The sequence below is a fragment of the Streptomyces poriferorum genome (genome assembly GCF_019399235.1).
GTDB classification, from domain to species: domain Bacteria; phylum Actinomycetota; class Actinomycetes; order Streptomycetales; family Streptomycetaceae; genus Streptomyces; species Streptomyces poriferorum.
The window spans coordinates 1-19,073 of the sequence record NZ_JAELVH010000119.1; the positions used below are offsets into that span (position 1 = coordinate 1).

General features: G+C 71.0%; 17 protein-coding genes. 8 read left to right on the top strand and 9 right to left on the bottom strand.

What is annotated here, in order from left to right:
- The first annotated feature begins 31 nt into the window (after positions 1-31).
- The 6 genes from JGS39_RS20940 to JGS39_RS20965 are packed head-to-tail and all read left to right on the top strand — an operon-like array spanning position 32 to position 5,893.
- Positions 32-937 carry a carbohydrate ABC transporter permease gene (locus JGS39_RS20940; RefSeq protein WP_219570758.1) on the top strand — a complete coding sequence of 302 codons (906 nt, stop codon included), beginning with the start codon at positions 32-34 and terminating at the stop codon, positions 935-937.
- A 2-nt stretch (positions 938-939) separates the two neighbouring features.
- Positions 940-1,887, top strand: a complete 948-nt coding sequence (locus JGS39_RS20945) for a carbohydrate ABC transporter permease (RefSeq protein WP_219570744.1) — start codon at positions 940-942, stop codon at positions 1,885-1,887.
- Positions 1,888-1,893: 6 nt separating this feature from the next.
- Positions 1,894-2,922 carry an NAD-dependent epimerase/dehydratase family protein gene (locus JGS39_RS20950; RefSeq protein WP_219570745.1) on the top strand — a complete coding sequence of 343 codons (1,029 nt, stop codon included), beginning with the start codon at positions 1,894-1,896 and terminating at the stop codon, positions 2,920-2,922.
- Between the two features lie 8 nt (positions 2,923-2,930).
- Entirely contained in the window at positions 2,931-3,986 is a 1,056-nt protein-coding gene (locus tag JGS39_RS20955; RefSeq protein ID WP_219570746.1) for a dihydrodipicolinate synthase family protein, read from the top strand.
- Positions 3,970-4,995 carry a hydroxyacid dehydrogenase gene (locus JGS39_RS20960; RefSeq protein WP_219570747.1) on the top strand — a complete coding sequence of 342 codons (1,026 nt, stop codon included), beginning with the start codon at positions 3,970-3,972 and terminating at the stop codon, positions 4,993-4,995. Before JGS39_RS20955 ends, JGS39_RS20960 begins: the two co-directional genes overlap by 17 nt.
- Before the next feature lie 49 nt (positions 4,996-5,044).
- Positions 5,045-5,893 carry a fumarylacetoacetate hydrolase family protein gene (locus JGS39_RS20965; protein WP_219570748.1) on the top strand — a complete coding sequence of 283 codons (849 nt, stop codon included), beginning with the start codon at positions 5,045-5,047 and terminating at the stop codon, positions 5,891-5,893.
- An 18-nt stretch (positions 5,894-5,911) separates the two neighbouring features.
- On the opposite strand, the gene JGS39_RS20970 is transcribed toward JGS39_RS20965, so the two are convergent.
- The 5 genes from JGS39_RS20970 to JGS39_RS20990 all read right to left on the bottom strand — a co-directional run bounded on the left by JGS39_RS20970 (position 5,912) and on the right by JGS39_RS20990 (position 12,420).
- Positions 5,912-7,612, bottom strand: a complete 1,701-nt coding sequence (locus JGS39_RS20970) for a flavin monoamine oxidase family protein (protein ID WP_219570749.1) — start codon at positions 7,610-7,612, stop codon at positions 5,912-5,914.
- 52 nt (positions 7,613-7,664) lie between these two features.
- Positions 7,665-8,462 carry a carbon-nitrogen hydrolase family protein gene (locus JGS39_RS20975; RefSeq protein ID WP_219570750.1) on the bottom strand — a complete coding sequence of 266 codons (798 nt, stop codon included), beginning with the start codon at positions 8,460-8,462 and terminating at the stop codon, positions 7,665-7,667.
- Positions 8,463-8,704: 242 nt separating this feature from the next.
- Positions 8,705-9,160 carry an Lrp/AsnC family transcriptional regulator gene (locus tag JGS39_RS20980; RefSeq protein WP_018103925.1) on the bottom strand — a complete coding sequence of 152 codons (456 nt, stop codon included), beginning with the start codon at positions 9,158-9,160 and terminating at the stop codon, positions 8,705-8,707.
- A 139-nt stretch (positions 9,161-9,299) separates the two neighbouring features.
- On the bottom strand, positions 9,300-10,757 hold the full coding sequence (locus JGS39_RS20985; RefSeq protein ID WP_219570751.1) for an aldehyde dehydrogenase family protein: 1,458 nt from the start codon (positions 10,755-10,757) through the stop codon (positions 9,300-9,302).
- A gap of 196 nt (positions 10,758-10,953) precedes the next feature.
- Complete coding sequence (locus JGS39_RS20990) at positions 10,954-12,420, bottom strand: GuaB1 family IMP dehydrogenase-related protein (protein WP_219570752.1); 1,467 nt, start codon at positions 12,418-12,420, stop codon at positions 10,954-10,956.
- 307 nt (positions 12,421-12,727) lie between these two features.
- Between JGS39_RS20990 and JGS39_RS20995 the strand changes: the two genes are divergently transcribed.
- Positions 12,728-13,750: a terpene synthase family protein gene (locus JGS39_RS20995; protein ID WP_219570753.1), complete on the top strand. Its 1,023-nt coding sequence runs from the start codon at positions 12,728-12,730 to the stop codon at positions 13,748-13,750.
- A gap of 79 nt (positions 13,751-13,829) precedes the next feature.
- Here the strand turns inward: JGS39_RS20995 and JGS39_RS21000 are convergent, their stop codons facing one another.
- The 4 genes from JGS39_RS21000 to fmt form a co-directional block, all read right to left on the bottom strand.
- Positions 13,830-14,846: a sugar-binding transcriptional regulator gene (locus tag JGS39_RS21000; RefSeq protein ID WP_219570759.1), complete on the bottom strand. Its 1,017-nt coding sequence runs from the start codon at positions 14,844-14,846 to the stop codon at positions 13,830-13,832.
- A gap of 164 nt (positions 14,847-15,010) precedes the next feature.
- Complete coding sequence (gene rpe, locus JGS39_RS21005; protein WP_219570754.1) at positions 15,011-15,694, bottom strand: ribulose-phosphate 3-epimerase; 684 nt, start codon at positions 15,692-15,694, stop codon at positions 15,011-15,013.
- A 120-nt stretch (positions 15,695-15,814) separates the two neighbouring features.
- A complete protein-coding gene (locus tag JGS39_RS21010; RefSeq protein WP_219570755.1) occupies positions 15,815-17,248 on the bottom strand; it encodes an RsmB/NOP family class I SAM-dependent RNA methyltransferase in 1,434 nt (477 codons plus the stop codon).
- A gap of 82 nt (positions 17,249-17,330) precedes the next feature.
- The gene (fmt, locus tag JGS39_RS21015; protein WP_219570756.1) at positions 17,331-18,263 is read right to left on the bottom strand and encodes a methionyl-tRNA formyltransferase; all 933 of its coding nucleotides are present in this window, start codon (positions 18,261-18,263) and stop codon (positions 17,331-17,333) included.
- A 241-nt stretch (positions 18,264-18,504) separates the two neighbouring features.
- Here fmt and JGS39_RS21020 point away from each other — a divergent pair, with 241 nt between their 5' ends.
- Positions 18,505-19,050 (top strand): hypothetical protein, encoded by a 546-nt coding sequence (locus tag JGS39_RS21020; protein WP_219570757.1) that lies wholly within the window; start codon positions 18,505-18,507, stop codon positions 19,048-19,050.
- Positions 19,051-19,073: the final 23 nt, after the last annotated feature.

The window sequence follows — 19,073 nt, forward strand, 5'->3', positions numbered from 1 at the left end:
CCGCAATTCCCCCGTACGCAAGGAGATCCCCGTGGCAGTCGTCGCGGAACCCACCCGCCGGGGCCGTCGCAGCGGGCCGCAGGCGCGCCGCGAGGCCCGGATCGGCCTGCTCTTCGTCCTTCCCTGTTTCCTGTTGTTCCTCGCGTTCCGGTTCGGTCCGGGCGTCGCCGGTGTGCTGATGAGCTTCACCGACTACTCCCTGACCGGTGGCGGCAGCTTCATCGGGCTCGACAACTTCACCCGCCTGTGGGCGGACCCGCTGTTCTGGCAGGCGCTGAAGGTCACCGTCCTCTACACCGTGCTCGCCGTGCCGGGCACGCTCATCGCGTCGGTGTCCCTGGCGCTGATCACCCGCCGTGCGTTCCGCGGCGCCAAGTTCTTCCGCTCGGTGTTCTTCCTGCCGGTCGTCACCTCGCTGGTGCTGGCCGCGACCGTCTTCGTGTGGATCTTCTCGACCGGCGGCCCGTGGTCCACCCTGATGGGCTGGTTCGGGATGTCCGAGGGCTCCTGGCTCTCCGACGACGTGCTGGTGCTGCCCGCGCTCGCGATCGTCGGCGTCTGGTCCCGCTTCGGATACGGGATGCTCATCCTGCTCGCCCGGATGCAGGACATCCCGCGTGAGCTGGAGGAGGCCGCCCTCACCGACGGGGCCGGGCCCTGGCAGCGGTTCCGGTACATCGTGCTGCCGCAGCTCAAGCCCGCCCTGTTCTTCCTCGCGGTGATCGAGACGACGGCCTCGTTCCAGGTCTTCGACGCCGTCTACACGATGACGGGCGGCGGCCCCGCCAACGCCAGTTACACGCTCGTCTTCCAGCTCTACGACGCGGGCTTCAAGTACTTCGACCTGGGTTACGCCTCCGCCATCGGGGTCGCGCTCTTCGTGCTGACCGTGGTGGTCGCGGTGATCCAGCGGCTCGTGATCGGGAAGGACCAGTGACCATGACAGCGGCACCCACCGAGACGAAGGCCCCGCCGGCGAACCGGCCCTCCGCACCCCCGGACCGGGCCGCGCGCCGGGCCGAACGCAGGCTGCGCAAGCTCTCCGAGCAGGACACCGTCCCGTACGGCATGCGCCCCACCCGCACCGGCCGCATGGCACGCGGCGTGCTGCTGACCGTTGCCGCGCTCGTCACGGTCTTCCCGTTCTACGCGATGGTCGTGCTCTCCCTGAAGCCGTCGGCGGCGGTCGACTTCCCCGGAAGCCTGCTGCCGTGGCCGCTGACCGGCGAGGCGTACGACACCGTCATGGGCGCCCAGGACGTGCCGCGCTGGCTGCTGAACACCGTGGTCTATTCGGTCGTCTCGGTCGTCGGTGTGCTGCTGCTCGCCTCGCTGGCCGGGTACGCCTTCGCCAAGAAGCGCTTTCCGGGCCGGGAGACGATGTTCTGGTCGTTCCTGTCGATGGTGATGGTCCCGTACCACGTCACGATGATCCCGACCTTCGCGATGATCGCGAAGCTCGGCGGCGTGGACACGTACTGGGGACTGATCGTGCCGACCCTGGCCAACGCCCAGGCGGTGTTCCTGATGCGGCAGTTCATCCAGGGTCTGCCGGACGAGCTCTTCGAGGCGGCCCGGCTCGACGGCTGCAGCGAATGGCAGATCTTCTACCGCATCGTGCTGCCGCTGCTGAAGCCGATCCTCGCCACGCTCGGTGTCTTCGTCTTCCTGTGGCACTGGAACGACTTCCTGTGGCCACTGGTCATCGGCCAGTCCACCGACATGCGCACCCTCACGGTCGGCATTGCCTCGCTCCAGCAGCAGAACGTGCCGCTCAACGTGGTGCTCTCCGGCTCCGTCATCGCGTTCGTGCCCATCTTCGCCGCGTACATGGTGGGCCAGCGCTACTTCACCGAGGGCGTCACCGCGTCCGGGATCAAGGGATAGCCACACATGTTCACCGATGAGGCCGCACTCGAAGAGCGGCTCGCCACCCCCTCCCCCGCACTCGTCGCCGATCTCGGCGCTCTCGAAGGCGATCTGCTGGTGCTCGGCGCCGGCGGCAAGATGGGCCCCAGCCTGTGCCGGCTGGCCCGCCGGGCGCTGGACGCCGCGGACCGCACGGACGTGACCGTGTACGCGGTCTCCCGCTGGTCTGACAAGGCTGCGGCCGAGGAGCTGGAGGCGGCCGGGGTCCGTACCGTCGCCTTCGATCTGATGGACCCGGCCGCCGACCTGACCGGACTGCCCGACGCCGGGAACGTCGTCTTCATGGTCGGCGCCAAGTTCGGTTCCGCCGGGGCGCCTTCGCACGCCTGGGCGGTGAACGCCGCGATGCCGGACCGGGTCGCCCGGCGCTGGCCGGGTGCGCGGATCGCCGCGTTCTCCACCGGCAACGTGTACCCGCTGGTACCCGTCTCCTCCGGCGGCTGCACCGAGACCGACCCGGTCGGCCCGGTCGGCGAGTACGCCATGTCGTGCCTGGGCCGGGAGCGCATCTTCGATCACGCGGCGCTGACCCGTGGCACCAAGGTCGCCAACATCCGCCTCAACTACGCGGTGGACCTGCGCTACGGCGTCCTCGCCGACATCGCCTACCGTGTCCGGGCGGGCGAGCCCGTCGACGTGACGACCGGTCACGCCAACGTGGTGTGGCAGGGGTACGCCAACGAGGTTGCCCTGCGTTCGCTGCTGCACGCCACCGACGGCGAGGCGTTCACCCTCAACCTCACCGGTCCCGAAACCGCCTCGGTACGCCGGATCGCCCAGTGGTTCGGCGATGAGTTCGACGAGGAGCCCGTCCTCGCCGGCCAGGAGGCACCCACCGCGCTGCTCTCCGACGCGAGCCGCTGCCACGCCCTGTTCGGCTACCCGGACGTCGCGCTGCGCACCCTCGTCGCATGGCAGGCCGACTGGCTGCGCCGCGGGCTGCCCCTGTCCGGCAAGCCCACCAAGTTCCAGGTACGTGACGGAAGGTTCTGATCCACTCCATGTCCACTCCCTCCCTCCTGTCCACGCCCGCGCTGGAGCTGCTCGCCCACGGCGCGGCGATCCCCGCCCATCCGCTCGCGCTGCACGAGGACGGCACGTTCGACGAGCGCCGGCAGCGCGCCCTGACCCGGTACTACCTCGCCTCGGGCGCGGGCGGCGCCGCGGTCGCCGTGCACACCACCCAGTTCGAGATCCGCGAGCGTGAGGTGGGCCTGTTCCGTCCCGTGCTGGAGCTCGCCGCCGAGACGATCGACGCCGAGGCCGGCCGCCCCTTCGTGAAGGTCGCCGGTGCCTGCGGGTACACCGCCCAGGCCGTCGCCGAGGCCGAGACAGCCGCCGGGCTCGGCTACGACGCGGTGCTGCTCAGCCCGGCCGTGCCCGGAGCCGACGAGAAGGGGCTGCTGGAGCGGGCCCGGGCGGTCGGCGAGGTGCTGCCGGTGATCGGCTTCTACCTCCAGGAGGCCGTCGGCGGGCGGTACCTGTCGCCCGCCTTCTGGTCCGCGTTCACCGACCTGCCGAACACGGCCGCCGTGAAGATCGCCCCGTTCGACCGCTACCGCACCGCCGACGTCGTCCGGGCGGTCGCCGCCGCGGACCGGGCGGACGAGGTCGCCCTGTACACCGGCAACGACGACGACATCATCGGCGATCTGCTCACCCCGTACGAGACCGTCGCCGGCACCCCGCGCTGGTTCGCGGGCGGGCTGCTCGGCCAGTGGGCGGTGTGGACGGGCTCCGCGGTGACGCTGCTCGACGACATCCGCCGGGCGCGCGCCGGGGACCACGAGGCGATGGTCCGCTGCCTGGCCCGCCGCTCCGAACTGACCGATGCCAACAGCGCGGTCTTCGATGTGCGGGGCGCCTTCCGCGGCTGCATCGCCGGAGTGCACGAAGTGCTGCGCCGTCAGGGGCTGCTGGCGAACATCCGCTGCCTGGACCCGGCCGAGACGCTCTCCCCCGGACAGGCCGACGAGATCACCCGGGTGGCCGCGGCCTACCCTTGGCTGACCGATGACGCCTTCGTTGCGGAGCACCTCGATGCCTGGCTCTCCTGAACCCGCCGACCGCTCCTCACGGGTCGTCGTCGCCGTACCGCCGGGCCTGCGCGCCCAGTTCTTCACCGCCGAGGTGTGGCAGGAACTGGAGCGGGCGGCCGAACTCGTCGTGATCGACGACCACTCCGACCGGGCGGCGGTCGCGGCCGCGCTGCCCGGTGCCCGCGCGCTGATCACCGCGTGGCGGGCCCCCAAGGTGGACGCCGCCCTGCTGGCGCACGCGGACCGGCTTGAGCTGGTGGCGCACACCGGCTCCGCGGTCGCGCCCTATGTCACCGAGGACGTGTTCCGGCGCTCCATCCTGGTGACCCAGGCCGGCGACGAGATGGCCCGCCCGGTCGCCGAGGTGGCGCTCGCCTTCACGCTGTCGCTGCTCCACCGCATCCAGCGCTTCGACCACGCGCTGCGCGGCGGGCTGGAGTGGGCGGCGGCGAGCAAGGCCCCGCCGCGCCACGAGATCCACGGCAGCGACATCGGCGTGATCGGCGCGTCCCGGACGGGGCGCGCGTACATCGGGCTGGTGCGGGCGATGGGGGCGCGGGTCAGCGTCACCGACCCGTTCCTCTCGGAGGCGGACGCCCGCGAGCTCGGGGTGACGTCCGTTCCGCTGGAGACGCTGCTGACCCGGAGCCGGATCGTGGCCGTACACGCCCCGGTCACCGAGGAGACCCACCACATGCTGGGTGCCGCCCAGTTGGCGCTGATGCCGGACGGGGCGGGCCTCGTGAACACCGCCCGGTCGTGGCTGGTCGACGAGGACGCGCTCCTCGCCGAACTGGCAACAGGCCGGCTGGACGCGGCGATCGACGTCTTCGACTCCGAACCGCTGCCCGCCGGCCACCCCTTCCGCGGACTGCCGAACGTGCTGCTCACCCCGCACCAGGCGGCCGGCAGCGTCGAGTGCCGGCAGCGGCTGGGCACCAGCGCCGTGAACGAGGTGCTGCGGCTGCTCGCCGGACGCCCCCCGGTCCACGCCGTCACCGCCGACGCCCTCACCCGCCTGCACTGACCGTCCCCGGGTTCCCCCAACCCCGTACCTGTCTGGAGATCTCACCGCCATGCGACTGATGCGCATCGGCGAGCCGGGCCATGAACGCCCGGTCGCCGTCTGCCCCGAGGGCCGCCACTACGACCTTTCCGGCATCACGGACGACATCGACGGCGCCTTCCTTGCCGCGCTGGCCGACGATCCGTACCTGATCCCCGCCGAGCCGAAGCTCCCCGGGACCGACATCACCGGGCAGCGCGTCGGCGCCCCGGTGGCCCGGCCGTCCGCGCTCCTGTGCATCGGGCAGAACTACGCGGCCCATGCCGCGGAGTCCGGTTCCGAGCCGCCGGAGCAGCCGATCCTGTTCTACAAGTCACCGAACACGGTGGTCGGTCCGTACGACGACGTCCTCATCCCGCGCGGTTCGAAGAAGACCGACTGGGAGGTGGAGCTCGCCGTGGTGATCGGCCGCCGCGCCTCCTACCTGGACTCCCCCGCCGACGCCGCCGCCCACATCGCCGGTTACGCGGTGAGCAACGACGTCTCCGAGCGCGCCTTCCAGCTGGAGGAGTCGGGCGGCCAGTGGTCGAAGGGCAAGAGCTGCGCCACCTTCAACCCGCTGGGTCCGGTGCTGGTGACCCCCGACGAGGCGGGCGATCCGCAGCAGCTGCGGCTGCGCAGCTTCGTCAACGCCCAGCCCCGGCAGGACTCCTCCACCGCGGACATGATCTTCAGCGTGGCGCATCTGGTGCACCACCTGTCGCAGTACCTGGTGCTGGAGCCCGGTGACGTCATCAACACCGGTACGCCGCAGGGCGTCGCCCTGTCCGGACGCTTCCCGTACCTGGCCGAGGGCGATGTGATGGAGGTCGAGATCTCGGGCCTGGGACGGCAGCGCAGCCTCTGCCGTCCCGCCTGACCGGGGCCGTAACCGGCCTCAGTCCTCCGGGAGTTCGACCGGGGCGATCTCGTCGAAGAGGTCGCCCGGGCCGGGGTTCGTGGCGTCGGTGGCGCCGCCGAACTGGGTCATCACGCCCCAGACCGCGTTCAGCGCGGTCTGCACGGCGCCCTCGGCCCAGCCGGCCGTCCAGGAGATGTCGTCGCCCGCCAGGAACAGGCCCCGCTTGTCGGCGGGCAACCGGTCCTGCATGAAGTGGGTGAACAGCCGCCGCTGGTAGCGGTAGTGGCCGGGCAGGTTGGCCTTGAACGCGCCCATGAAGTACGGCTCGTTCTCCCAGGACACCGTGACCGGATTGCCGGTGATGTGCTTGCGAATGTCCACGTTCGGATAGATCTCGCCGAGCGACTTCAGCATGACGTCCATGCGTTCGGTCGCGGACAGCGGCAGCCACTTCAGGCTGTCGTCGCACCAGGTGTACGAGAGGCAGATGCTGGCCGGCCGGTCCGGGCCGTCGTCGAGGAGGTACGTGCCCCGCGTCATCCGGTCGGTCAGCGTCATCGACATGGCGTCGCGCCCGGTGGTCTCGTCCTTGTCCAGCCAGAACGGCCGGTCGACGGGGACGAACAGCTTGGACGACTCCATGTAGTGGGTGCGCTCCATCGCCGTCCAGTGGTCGATCGGGAAGAGCGCGTCGTCGCAGGCGATCTTGGAGAGCAGCAGCCAGGACTGGCCGGTGAAGACGGCTGCCCGGAAGGTGCGGATGTCGCCGGAGGCGTCGGTGACGGTGATCCGGTTACCGGCCGTGCGGTGCAGCCGGGTCACGGCGCCGCGCGGCTCGCCGCCGTGCAGCGAGGCGAGCGAGGTGCCGAGCGGCCAGTGGACGATCTTCTGCGGTTCGCGTTCCCACAGGCGCAGCGGGAGCTGCTGGCTGCCGCCGACGATGGAACGGTGGTGGTCGTCCGCCTCGGTGTAGACGACGCGGAGGATCTCCAGGATGGAGTTGGGGAAGTCGGTGTCCCAGCCGCCGGTGCCGAAGCCGACCTGGCCGAAGATCTCGCGGTGGCGGAAGGACTTGAAGGCGTCGGAGTCGCAGAGGAAGCCGTAGAAGGTCTGGTTGTCGAGCTTCTCGACGAGCCGGGCCCAGATCTCCCGGATCCGCGGCACGTCACGCTCGCGCATCGCCCGGTTCATGTCGGAGAAGTCGGCGCCCTCCTCCAGGCAGGCGTTCCAGGCGTCCATCACATCGCGGTAGACCTGCGGGAGGTCGTCGATGGTCCGGGCGTAGTGCGACTCGCCCTTCAGGTCGACGACGGTCGAGGGGGTGACCGGGGAGAGCGGGTTGGGGAACGGTTTCGTCTCCAGGCCGACCAGGTCGATGTAGTGCTGGAGGGCCGTCGAGGACGGCGGGAAGCGCATCGCGCCCATCTCGGCGGTCAGCGGTTCGCCGTCCGTGGTGCAGCCGTCGAACTCGACGGTGCGCAGCCGGCCGCCGATGCGGTCCGCCTCGTAGACGACGGGCCTCAGCCCCATCTTCATCAGTTCGTAGGCGGCGACGATGCCGGAGAGCCCGCCTCCGATGACGGCGACCTCGCTGCCGTGCTCGGTCGCCGGTATCTGCCCGAGTCCTGCGGGGTGCGCGAGGAAGTCGTCGTACGCGTAGGGGAAGTCCGGCCCGAACATGGTGATCGGCGGAGCTGCGTCGGTGTGCGGGACGGCCGGGGGCACCGTGGACGTCATGGGGTACGGACTCCTTGCGGGAAACAGGTGGGCGAAGGCGGGGCGGCGTGTCTCAGACGAGGGAGCCGTACAGACCGGGGCGGCGGTCGCGCAGATAGGGGTTGCCGGCCCGGGAGGCGGTCAGGAGGCCGGGGTCGACGTCGCCGATGACGAGTTCCTCGCCACGTCCGGCGCGGGCGCGAACCGTGCCGTCGGGGCCGGCGAGACCGCTCAGTCCGACGAACTCGAAGGGGCCTTCGGTGCCGGTCCGGTTGGCGTAGGCGATGTAGAGCTGGTTCTCGAAGGCGCGGACCGGGACGACGGACTCCGCGACGAAGGGGAAGGGGTGCATCAGCGCGGTCGGGACCAGCAGGAGATCGGTTCCGGCGAGTGCGTGGGCCCGTACGTTCTCCGGGAACTCGACGTCGTAGCAGATCAGGAGGCCGATACGGAGACCGGCGAGCTCGGCCTGGACGACGGGCCGGTCGCCGGGGGTGAACCACTGCTCCTCGAAGTCGCCGAAGAGGTGGGTCTTGCGGTAGTGGGCGAGCGCGGTCCCGTCGGGCCCGATGAGCTGTGCGGCGTTGTACAGGGTGTCGCCGTCGCGCTCCGGGTAGCCGTAGTGGACGGCGATCCCGTTCCGGACGGCGATCTCGGCGACGGCCCGGGCGGCGGGTCCGTCGGCTGCTTCGGCCAGGCGGGGCACGTCGTCCCCGATCGCGTACCCGGTCAGGAACATCTCGGGGCAGACGAGCAGCCGGGCGCCGCCGGCCGCGGCGCGGGTGGCAGCGCTCTCCAGTACCTCGATGTTCCGGGCCACCGAGCCCGGAATTCCGGAGCTCTGGAGCAGGGCGGTGCGCAGCGGCGGCATGGCTGACCTCGGACGATGCGGGCGGGGCGGGGACGTATTGACGGTACGTTCCGCGATTCACCCCGGACAAGGCGCGAGCGTTGCGCACCGACCGTCGATCCGTTGCGTCCGACCGCCCGGGCGCGGCGATTCATTGCACGAGGCGGCAGATCCAGCTCGTCCGGCGTTCGAGGAAGGCGTTGCCGGAGTACCCGGCCCGCCCCACCGTCACCAGCCGGGCCGCGCGGACGGCGGCCGCACCGCTACCCCGGCGACCCCGACGAGTAGCGCCGCAGCAGCGGCGAGAGGACCAGGACCGACTTCGTCCGCTCGACGTAGGGCTCGCCCGCGATCCGCTCCAGGACCTGCTCGAAGTGGCGCATGTCCGCGGCGAACACCTGGACGAGCGCATCGGCGTCGCCCGTCACCGTGGACGCCGATGCGACCTCGGGGTAGCGGGCGAGTCCCTGCTTGATGGACTCGGGTGAGGTGTTGCGGCTGCAGTAGATCTCGATGTAGCCCTCGGTCTCCCAGCCGAGCGCCGCCGGATCCACCCGGACGGTGAACCCCGTGATCGCCCCCTCGGCGCGCAGCCGGTCCACCCGGCGTTTCACGGCGGGTGCGGACAGCCCGATGATCGAGCCGATGTCGGCGTAGGAGCGGCGGGCATCTTCGGCGAGGGCGTGGACGATGCGTTCGTCGAGGTCGTTCAGTCGCACGTCGTACGGGTCACTTCTCTGCGATGGCGAGGGCCCTGGTCGGGGCGGGGCACGGCTGCTGCCGGGGGCGGCATCGCCGCCCCCGGAAGTAGACCATGGGCCCGCCCCGCAGGCCGCGCTCAGCGCAGAGCGCGCCGGATCAGAACGGGAACTGCGAGCGGCCGTGCTGCACGGAGATCCACTTCTGCGTGGTGAAGGCCTCCAGCATCGAGTCGCCGTTCAGCCGCCCGAGTCCGGAGTTCTTCTCGCCGCCGAAGGGGACGATGGGCTCGTCGTGGACGGTGCCGTCGTTGATGTGGATCATGCCGGTGCGGATGCGCTGCCCGACCCGGACACCGCGCTCGATGTTGGCGGTGTGAACGGCGCCGCTCAGCCCGTACGGGGTGTCGTTGGCGATCCGGACCGCCTCGTCCTCGCCGTCGAACGGCACGAGCAGGGCGACCGGGCCGAAGATCTCCTGGGACAGCACCGGGGAATCGGGCGCCAGCCCGGTGAGGACGGAGGGGCTGACGACGTTTCCTTCGGCCCGTCCGTGCAGCAGCGCGGTCGCGCCGGCCTCGACGGTCTGGTCGACGAGGGCGGAGATGGCCTCGGCCTGGGTCGAGTTGATCAGCGGGCCGATCTGGGTCGCCGGGTCGGCCGGGTCACCGACGCGCAGCGAGGCGACCTTCGCGACGAACTTCTCGGTGAACTCCTGCTCCACCGCGCGGTCGACGAGGATCCGGTTGGCAGCCATGCAGACCTGCCCCTGGTGCACGTACCGGCTGAACACCGCGGCGTCGACGGCGTAGTCCACATCGGCGTCGTCGAGCACGATCAGCGCGCTGTTGCCGCCGAGTTCGAGCACCGAGCGCTTGAGGTTCGCCGCGCACACCGTCGCGACGTGCCGTCCGACCTTGTCGGAGCCGGTGAAGGAGATGACCTGCGGTATGGGGTGCTCCAGCAACGCGTCACCGATCTCCGCGATGTCGGTGACGACGACGTTCAGCAGACCGGCCGGCAGTCCGGCGTCCTCGAACACCTTGGCCACCAGCGTGCCGCCGCAGACCGGGGTGTTCTGGTGCGGCTTGAGCACCACGGCGTTGCCCAGCGCGAGGGCCGGGGCCACGGACTTCAGGGAGAGCAGGAAGGGGAAGTTGAAGGGGCTGATGACCCCGACGACGCCGACCGGAACCCGGTAGACGCGGTTCTCCTTGCCCGGGGTCGGCGAGGGCAGGATCTGCCCGGTGGACCGCAGCGCGAGCTGGATCGCCTCGCGCAGGAACTCCTTGGCCAGGTGCAGTTCGAAGGCCGCCTTCAGCCGGGTGCCGCCGAGTTCGGCGACGATCGCGTCACCGATCTCGTCCTCGCGCTCCTCGACGATCCGCAGGGCCTTCTCCAGCACCGCTCGCCTGGCGTACGGGTTGGTGTCCGCCCACGCCTGCTGAGCGGTCTCGGCCGCGCGGTAGGCCTGGTCCACCTCGTCGGCCGTGGCGACCGTGATGGAGGCGAGCTTCTCCCCGTCGAACGGGTTGAAGTCGATGATGTCCCAGGAACCCTTGCCCGGCCTCCACTCGCCGTCGATGTACTGATGGGCCAGGTCAGTGAAGAAGGACATGAGATCCCTTACCGCAGAGTGGCGGGCAGCTGAGTGGGATTCATATTACTTATTTTTCAACAGAGTTGGTATGGATCCCGGCCCGTCCGGAGCACCGTTTCCGGCCATGCAGCGGCCTCCGGATGCCCGGAGAAAAGCAGTGCCCCTTCCGGCCTGAACAGCCGGAAGGGGCACGGACAGCCCTTGGGGAGCGGGATCAGCCCCAGCTGGCGTGCAGCGGCTTGCCCTCCGCGTAACCGGCGGCACTCTGCACGCCCACGACCGCCTTCTCGGCAAACTCCGCGAGCGAGCCCGCACCGGCGTACGTGCAGGAGGAACGGACGCCCGCGATGATCGAGTCGACCAGGTCCTCGACACCGGGACGGGACGGGTCCAGGAACATCCGCGAGGTGGAGATGCCCTCCTCGAAGAGGGCCTTGCGGGCCCGGTCGTACGCCGACTCGTCGGACGTACGGTTCTTCACGGCGCGCGCGGACGCCATGCCGAAGGACTCCTTGTAGAAGCGCCCGTCGGCGGACTGCTGGAGGTCGCCGGGCGACTCGTGCGTCCCGGCGAACCAGGAGCCGATCATCACGTTGGAGGCGCCGGCGGCAAGCGCCATGGCCACATCGCGCGGGTGACGGACGCCGCCGTCGGCCCAGACGTGCTTGCCGTACTTCTTCGCCTCGGCGGCGCACTCCAGGACGGCTGAGAACTGGGGCCTGCCCACGCCCGTCATCATCCGGGTGGTGCACATCGCGCCGGGTCCCACACCGACCTTGATGATGTCCGCGCCGGCCTCGATGAGGTCGCGCACACCCTCGGCGGCGACGATGTTGCCGGCGACGATCGGCACCTGCGGATCCAGCGCCCGGACCGCTCGCACCGCGCTGATCATGGACTCCTGGTGACCGTGCGCGGTGTCGACGACCAGGGTGTCGGCGCCGGCGTCGAGGAGCTGCTTGGCCTTGCCCGCCACGTCGCCGTTGATGCCGACGGCAGCCGCGATCCGCAGCTTGCCCGCCGCGTCGGTGGCCGGCGTGTAGAGAGTGGCGCGCAGTGCGGCCTTACGGGTGAGGATGCCGACGAGCCGGCCGTCCGCGTCGACCGCGGGGGCGAGCTTGCGGTTGGCGCCGTCGAGCTTGTTGAACGCGTCGCGCGGGTCGATGTCCGCGTCCAGCAGCACGAGGTCCTTCGACATGACCTCGGAGAGCTGGGTGAAGCGGTCGACGCCGGTCAGGTCGTGGTCGGTGACGACGCCGACGGGACGCCCGTCACCGTCGACGACGACCCCGGCGCCGTGGGCCCGCTTGGGCAGCAGGGACAGCGCGTCGGCGACGGTCTGGCCGGGGGCCAGGACGATGGGGGTGTCGAGCACGAGGTGGCGCGTTTTGACCCAGCTGATGACCTCGGTGACGACCTCGATCGGGATGTCCTGCGGGATGACGACGAGCCCACCGCGACGGGCGATGGTTTCGGCCATCCGGCGGCCCGCGATGGCCGTCATGTTCGCTACGACGAGCGGGATGGTGGTGCCGGTTCCGTCCGGCGAGGAGAGATCGACCCCCTGGCGGGATCCGACCGCTGACCTGCCCGGAACCATGAAGACGTCGTCGTACGTGAGGTCGTACGGGACGGAGGGGGACTCTGTGTATCGACCGGTGCCGGGCTCAAGAAAACGCATAACACTCATTTTTTCATACGAAATGGCGCAGGTCGCTTCCACGAAGACACAGCAAACGACTCCCGCCTTCGTATGTTCCTCCAAGGAACAGGATCGGGAGTCCCGGGCAAGTGGAACCTGCCTTGCCCACAGACCCTACCCGAGAGGTGCCGCAGTCATTCGTGATCACCTTCCCTGGACCTGGTGACTCGGGGTCAGGTAGCTTCAAACGCGCAGGTCCCGCGGGTCACCAGGCACCCCGGAGCATCAAGGCGGTGCGGCCACAACTACCGCCACACGTACGACCGGAGAGGATCATGACCCGCCCGTGGAGAACGAACTGCCGGACATCTACTGCCCGTTCCCCCAGCGGACGAACCCGCACGTCGGACACGTGCGGGAGCATCTCGACACCTGGACCCGCAACACCGGTCTGGTGCACCGGGATTCAGCCAGGGACCGCTTCGAGCAGGCGGACTTCGGGGCGTTCGTCGGCATGGTCTACCCGACTGCCGACAGCAAGAACCTGGACCTCGTCGCCGACTGGTTCGTCTGGCTGTTTCTCGTCGACGACCAGCTGGACGACGGACACCTGGGCCGGAGCCCGGACCGTGTACGCGACGTCGTCGCGCTGATGCAGTCCGTGGTCGAGGGCACCGGCACGGGCACCCTGGCGAACGAGCGTCTGCCGGCCGCGGTCATCGCCCTCACGGACCTGTGGGAACGCACGACGCCGGCTGCCGCGGCCCACTGGCGGCGGCGCTTCGCCTGGCACCTGATCACCTATCTCACGACGGCCACCACCTGGGAGGCCGGGAACCGCGCGGACGGCGTGGTCCCGGCCGAGGCGACGTACGTGGAGAAGCGCCGCCACACGGGCGCGATACACGTCTGCATGGACCTGATAGAGATCGTGGCCGGCATCGAGGCGCCCGAGTCGGTCCACAACGACCCGCGCTTCATCACCGCGCTCGAGGCCTCGTGCAACGTCGTGTGCTGGGCCAACGACGTGTATTCGTACGAGAAGGAACAGGTTCTCGGTGAGATCCACAACCTCGTGCACCTCGTCCGGCACCACCGCGGTTTCGGCAAGCAGCAGGCGCTGGAACACGTCTGTGCGGAGATCGCCACGGAGACCGAACGTTTCCTGGCCGCGGAGGCCGAGCTGCTGGCCGCCCGTCCGCAGCTCACCTGGATGCTGGAGCCGTATCTGGACGGGATGCGGAGCTGGATGCGCGGGAACCTCGACTGGTCCCGGCAGACACCGCGCTACAACCCGGCCGACGTCAGCCAGTACAAGGAGCCGGAGCAGTATCTGGAGGCCACGGTGCTGGGCGTCGGGCAGGACTGACCGCCCGGACGCGATGGGACACGGCGGAAGGGGGCGGGCGGTGTCATCACCGCCCGCCCCCTCCCGCTGTGTTCCGGGCTCACTCCCCGTCGGGGTCGGCCCGCTCCAGCGCGGGCCGCCGCGGCGCGGCCGAGTCCGTCAGCAGGTAATCGGCCGCCGCGGTGTCGGTCACCAGGCTGGTGACGAGACCGGACCGCAGTACCGCCCCGATCGCCGCGGCCTTGCGCTGGCCACCGGCGATCGCCACCACCTCGGGGATCCGGCGAAGCCGGTCCGCCTCGACCGTGATGCAGCGCTCGCCGAGGTCACGGCCGACCCGGCGCCCGTCCGAGTCGAAGAGATGCGCCGACATCTCGGCGGCGACGCCGAGCGAGGCGTAGTGCGCGCGTTCCTCGTCGGAGAGCATGTCGTGGACCGTGGAGATCCCGGGCTCCCAGGAACCGATGGAGACGGCCGCGACCGTCACCTTGTCGAAGTACTCGAAGGCGCGCGCGATGCCCGTCTGGTGGCGCAGCGCGGCGGCCGTCGCCGGGTCGGGGAGCAGCATCGGCGCGTAGATGGGGTGGGCCTCGCCGCCGGACACCTGGGCGGCCCGCCGCACGGCCTCGACCGAGCCGCGCTCGGCCGTTCCCGCGTCGTACACGCCGGTGAGCTGCACGACGGTGCACGGCGGCAGCCGGTCGAGAGCCGCCGCCATGTGGATGGTGGACCGCCCCCAGGCGAGCCCGAGCACATCGCCCTCGTTCACCAGTTCGCCGAGCAGGTCGGCCGCGACCTCGCCCAGGTTCTCCGGGTCGGCGGCGTCGTCCTGCTCCTCCGCCGGGGACTCGACCACGACCGCGTGGCGCAGCCCGTAGCGGGCACGGAGCGCGTCGGAGCGCTCGGCGTCCAGCTCCGCGGGGACCCGGATCTCGATCCGTACGAGGTCACGTTCCAGGGCCGTCTCCAGGACCCGGGCCACCTTGAAGCGGCTGACGCCGAACTCCTCGGCGATCTGGATCTTGGATTTGCCCTCGAGGTAGAAGCGGCGGGCCATGGCCGCCGCCTGCACCAGCTCCGCGGGCCCCATCCGCAGGGCGGACCGGCCCGCCGACATTGCAGACACCGCGTTCTCCTCACTGCTGTTCACGCTCTCGATACGCCGTTCATCCTGTCAGATACGGCGACCCTTGATCGGTCCCGTCGGACCGCGTTCATCTGCACTTGGCCCGGCCGACGTGCGGTCGGGGGCCGGAGGGGGTGCCTGCGCCGTCGTCGGCGTCAGTGGCCGCACGCCCACCCCGCCGAGGCGATGGCCCCGTCGGCCTTGGCTCGCAGGGCCCGGACCGCATCGGCCGGGTCCTTGGCTCCGTACACGGCGGAACCCGCGACGAAGACGTCCGCCCCGGCCTCCGCGCACCGCTCGATCGTGGACTCGGAGACCCCGCCGTCGACCTGGAGCCAGAGTTCGAGTCCGTGCCTGGAGATCAGCTCACGCGTGCGGCGGATCTTCGGCAGCATGATGTCGAGGAAGGACTGGCCCCCGAAGCCCGGCTCCACCGTCATGATCAGCAGCATGTCGAGCTCGGGGAGCAGGTCCTCGTACGGCTCGATGGGCGTCGCCGGCTTGAGCGCCATGGACGCGCGGGCGCCCTTGGCCCGGATCTCCCGCGCGAGCCGGACGGGGGCCGCGGCGGCCTCCGCGTGGAAGGTGACGGAGCCCGCCCCCGCCTCGACGTACTGGGGTGCCCAGCGGTCCGCGTCCTCGATCATCAGATGGCAGTCCAGCGGCGTACTGGTGGCCCTGCTGAGCGATTCCACGATCGGGACGCCGAGCGTCAGATTGGGCACGAAGTGGTTGTCCATGACATCGACATGGAGCCAGTCGGCGCCTTCGACGGCCTGCGCCTCCTCGGCGAGACGTGCGAAGTCGGCGGAAAGAATACTGGGGTTGATCTGGGCCATGGGGCCAAGACTGCCATGCTCCGGGGCACTTCCCCGCTTCGGTGCGCTCCAAAGCCTCACGGGATCATTACAGTTCGCGCATTCCCGGCGTTTTCGCCCCGGTCGGACCGCCCGCGGTGATCAGCCGGTACGCCGCAGGAGAGCGAGGTACATCGCGTCCGTGCCGTGCAGATGAGGCCAGAGCTGGACGTCGGGCCCGTCACCCAGGGCGGGCACTCCGGGCATCAGCGGCCGGGCGTCCACCCACTCGGCCTCGACGGGTGCGCCGCCGCGCCCCTTGAGCACGTCCTCGACGACCACCCGGGTCTCCGCGAGGTGCGGCGAGCACGTCGCGTATCCGACGACGCCGCCGATCCTGACGGCTTTCAGCGCCTCGCGCAGCAGACCGCGCTGGAGCGGCGCGAAGCTCTCCAGATCCTCCTTGCGACGGCGCCAGCGGGCCTCCGGGCGGCGGCGCAGCGCGCCGAGACCCGAGCACGGGACGTCCATCAGGATCCGGTCGAAGGTCTCGGGCAGCCACGGCGGACGGGTGCCGTCAGCGGTGATCACCTGGTACGGGCCGGGGTTGCCGGCCAGCGAGCGCTCGACGAGGCGGGCCCGGTGCGGCTGCTTCTCGGCGGCGAGCAGGGCGGCTCCCCGGCCGGCGGCCAGGGCGGCGAGCAGGGCGGCCTTGCCACCGGGGCCCGCGCAGCCGTCGAGCCAGCGGGTGTCGCTGCCCTCCAGCGGGGCGTTGGCGAGAGCGGCGGCGACGAGCTGGCTGCCCTCGTCCTGGACACCGGCCCGGCCGTCCTGCACGGCGGTCAGGGCGCCGGGCTCGCCGCCCTCGGCCATCCGCACGGCGTAGGGGGACCAGCGGCCCGGGAGGCCGTTCTCCTCGCCGAGGGCGTCGAGGAGCTCATCGGTGGTGGAGCGTCCGGGGCGGGCGACCAGGGTGACCTCGGGCCGCTCGTTGTCGGCTTCGAGGAGGTCCTCGATGCCCGCGCGGCCGCCGCCCAGCGCGTCCCAGAGGGCCGAGACGACCCAGCGCGGATGCGAGTGCACGATCGCCAGGTGGTCCTCGGCGTCGTCCTCGTAGGAGGGCGCGACCCGCTCCACCCAGCCGTCGAGGTCGTCCGCCGACACCTTGCGCAGGACGGCGTTGACGAACTTGGCGCGTCCCTCGCCGAGCACCACCCGGGCCAGCTCCACGCTGGCGGAGACCGCGGCGTGCGTCGGGATGCGGGTGCCGAGCAGCTGGTGCACGCCCATGTTCAGGACGTCCAGTACCGGCGGGTCGACCTCGACGAGCGGCCGGTCGATGCAGGCGGCGACGATCGCGTCGTACGTGCCCTGTCGGCGCAGCGTCCCGTAGACCAGCTCGGTCGCCAGCGCCGCGTCCCGGCTGTCGAAGTCTCCCTTGGCCCGGGCCTTCTTCAGCAGCGGGGGCAGGACGAGGTTGGCGTACGCGTCACGTTCGTCGACGGCCCTGAGGGCCTCGAAGGCGAGGAACCGGACCGGGTCCTTCTGCGGACGGCGGTGCGGCTTGGCGGGACGGCGACGCGGCTGGTCGTTCACGTGAAAGGTGCTCCGCTGATGGTGAGAGGGCGAACCGTCCCAGCCTACGTCCCCGGCCCGGTCCGCCCGTCCGCCGAGCCCCTCAGATGCCGACGAGCTCGCCGGGGGCGATGCGCACCCCGCGCGCCCAGTCCGCGGCACGCATCGGCTTCTTGCCCTGCGGCTGGACCCAGAGCAGCTCGATCGCGTGCGATCCGGTGCCCACGTACACGTTGTTCTTGGCCGCGGACAGCTCGCCGGGCGCCAGGTCGGCCCGGTCCACGACGGGCACGGCCTGGATCAGCTTGAGGCGCTCGCCGCGGAAGAGGGTCCATGCGCCGGGGGCCGGGGTGCAGCCGCGGACCACGCGGTCGACGCGCAGGGCGGGCGCCGACCACTGGACCTGGGCGTCCTCGACGGTGATCTTCGGCGCGAGGGTGATGCCCTCGGCGGGCTGCGGCACGGCGTGCAGGGTGCCGTCCTCGATCCCGTCCATCGTCGCGGCGAGCAGCCCGGCACCGGCGAAGGCCAGCCGGGTCAGCAGATCGCCGCTGGTGTCCGTGGGCCGCACCTCCTCGGTGAGGACCCCGTAGACAGGTCCGGAGTCGAGCCCCTCCTCGATGAGGAACGTGGAGGCCCCCGTCACCTCGTCGCCCGCCATGACGGAGTGCTGGACCGGTGCGGCGCCGCGCCAGGCGGGCAGCAGCGAGAAGTGGAGGTTGACCCAGCCGCGGGCCGGGATGTCGAGTGCGGACTTGGGCAGCAGCGCCCCGTAGGCGACGACGGGGCAGCAGTCCGGTGCGATCTCCCTGAGCCTCGCCTGGAAGTCCTCGTCCCGCGGCCTGGCCGGCTTGAGCACCTCGATACCGGCCTCTTCGGCCCGCTCGGCGACGGGACTGGCCACCATGCGGCGGCCCCGGCCCGCCGGCGCGTCGGGCCGGGTCACGACGGCGGCCACCTCATGGCGACCGGAGGCGATCAGGGCGTCCAGTGCGGGTACGGCTACCTCGGGGGTGCCTGCGAAGACGAGCTTCATGGGTGGCTGACTGCCTCTCAGGCCGAAACGTTACGGTGACGAGCAACGCACAAGTCTATGGGGCCGGAAGCCGGGTGGGCGCTGGGGGGCGTACGCACAGTCGCGCGCCCCTTGCGTATGCATATGCGCCCCCGGAGCGTGACCAGATCCCCCGGTGAGGCGTTGGTCAAGAGAGATTGACCGAAGCGAGCCGCCCTGGTGCGGCCCGATCCCTTTCAACGCCGGTTCGAGAGGCTTCTTCATGGCCGACCACGCAACCCACGACGCCCAAGCGCGGGCCAGCCTGCATCTTCTGGTGCGGGACATCGAGCGGGTTCGGCGGCAGGTGGACGCACTGCGCACACTCACCGCCCAGCTGGGCAATGTCTACCGTCCACGCCGCTCCGGCCCCTCCGCGGGCTTCGTCGTCTACGGCAGGGCCCCGGCCCCCACCGTCAGGCTGGCCCAGGAACTGCGGGACAGCGTCGAGACCCTGGTCACGGCGGCTGTGGACTTCGACCGTTCGCTGGGGTTCTCCTGGGATGCGGTGGGCTCCGCGCTCGGGGTCACCAAGCAGGCGGTGCACCGCCGCTACGGTGCGCGACGCGCCGCTCCCCAGCCGGTCCCGGCCGAGGGGGCCACCGAGGTCGTGGCGCAGCGTCCGGTGCCCGTCGTACCCGGGCCCCCAACCCCCGCGCTGCCCTCCGTCCCGGCGGCGCGCTCGATGCCGCCGCAGCCGTCGCAGGAGCGTCCGCCATCGCGCGAGGACCTGCGCCCGGGCGCCTTCCCGGGCCCCCGCAACGGCTGACCCACGGGGCCCTTGGGCGGGCG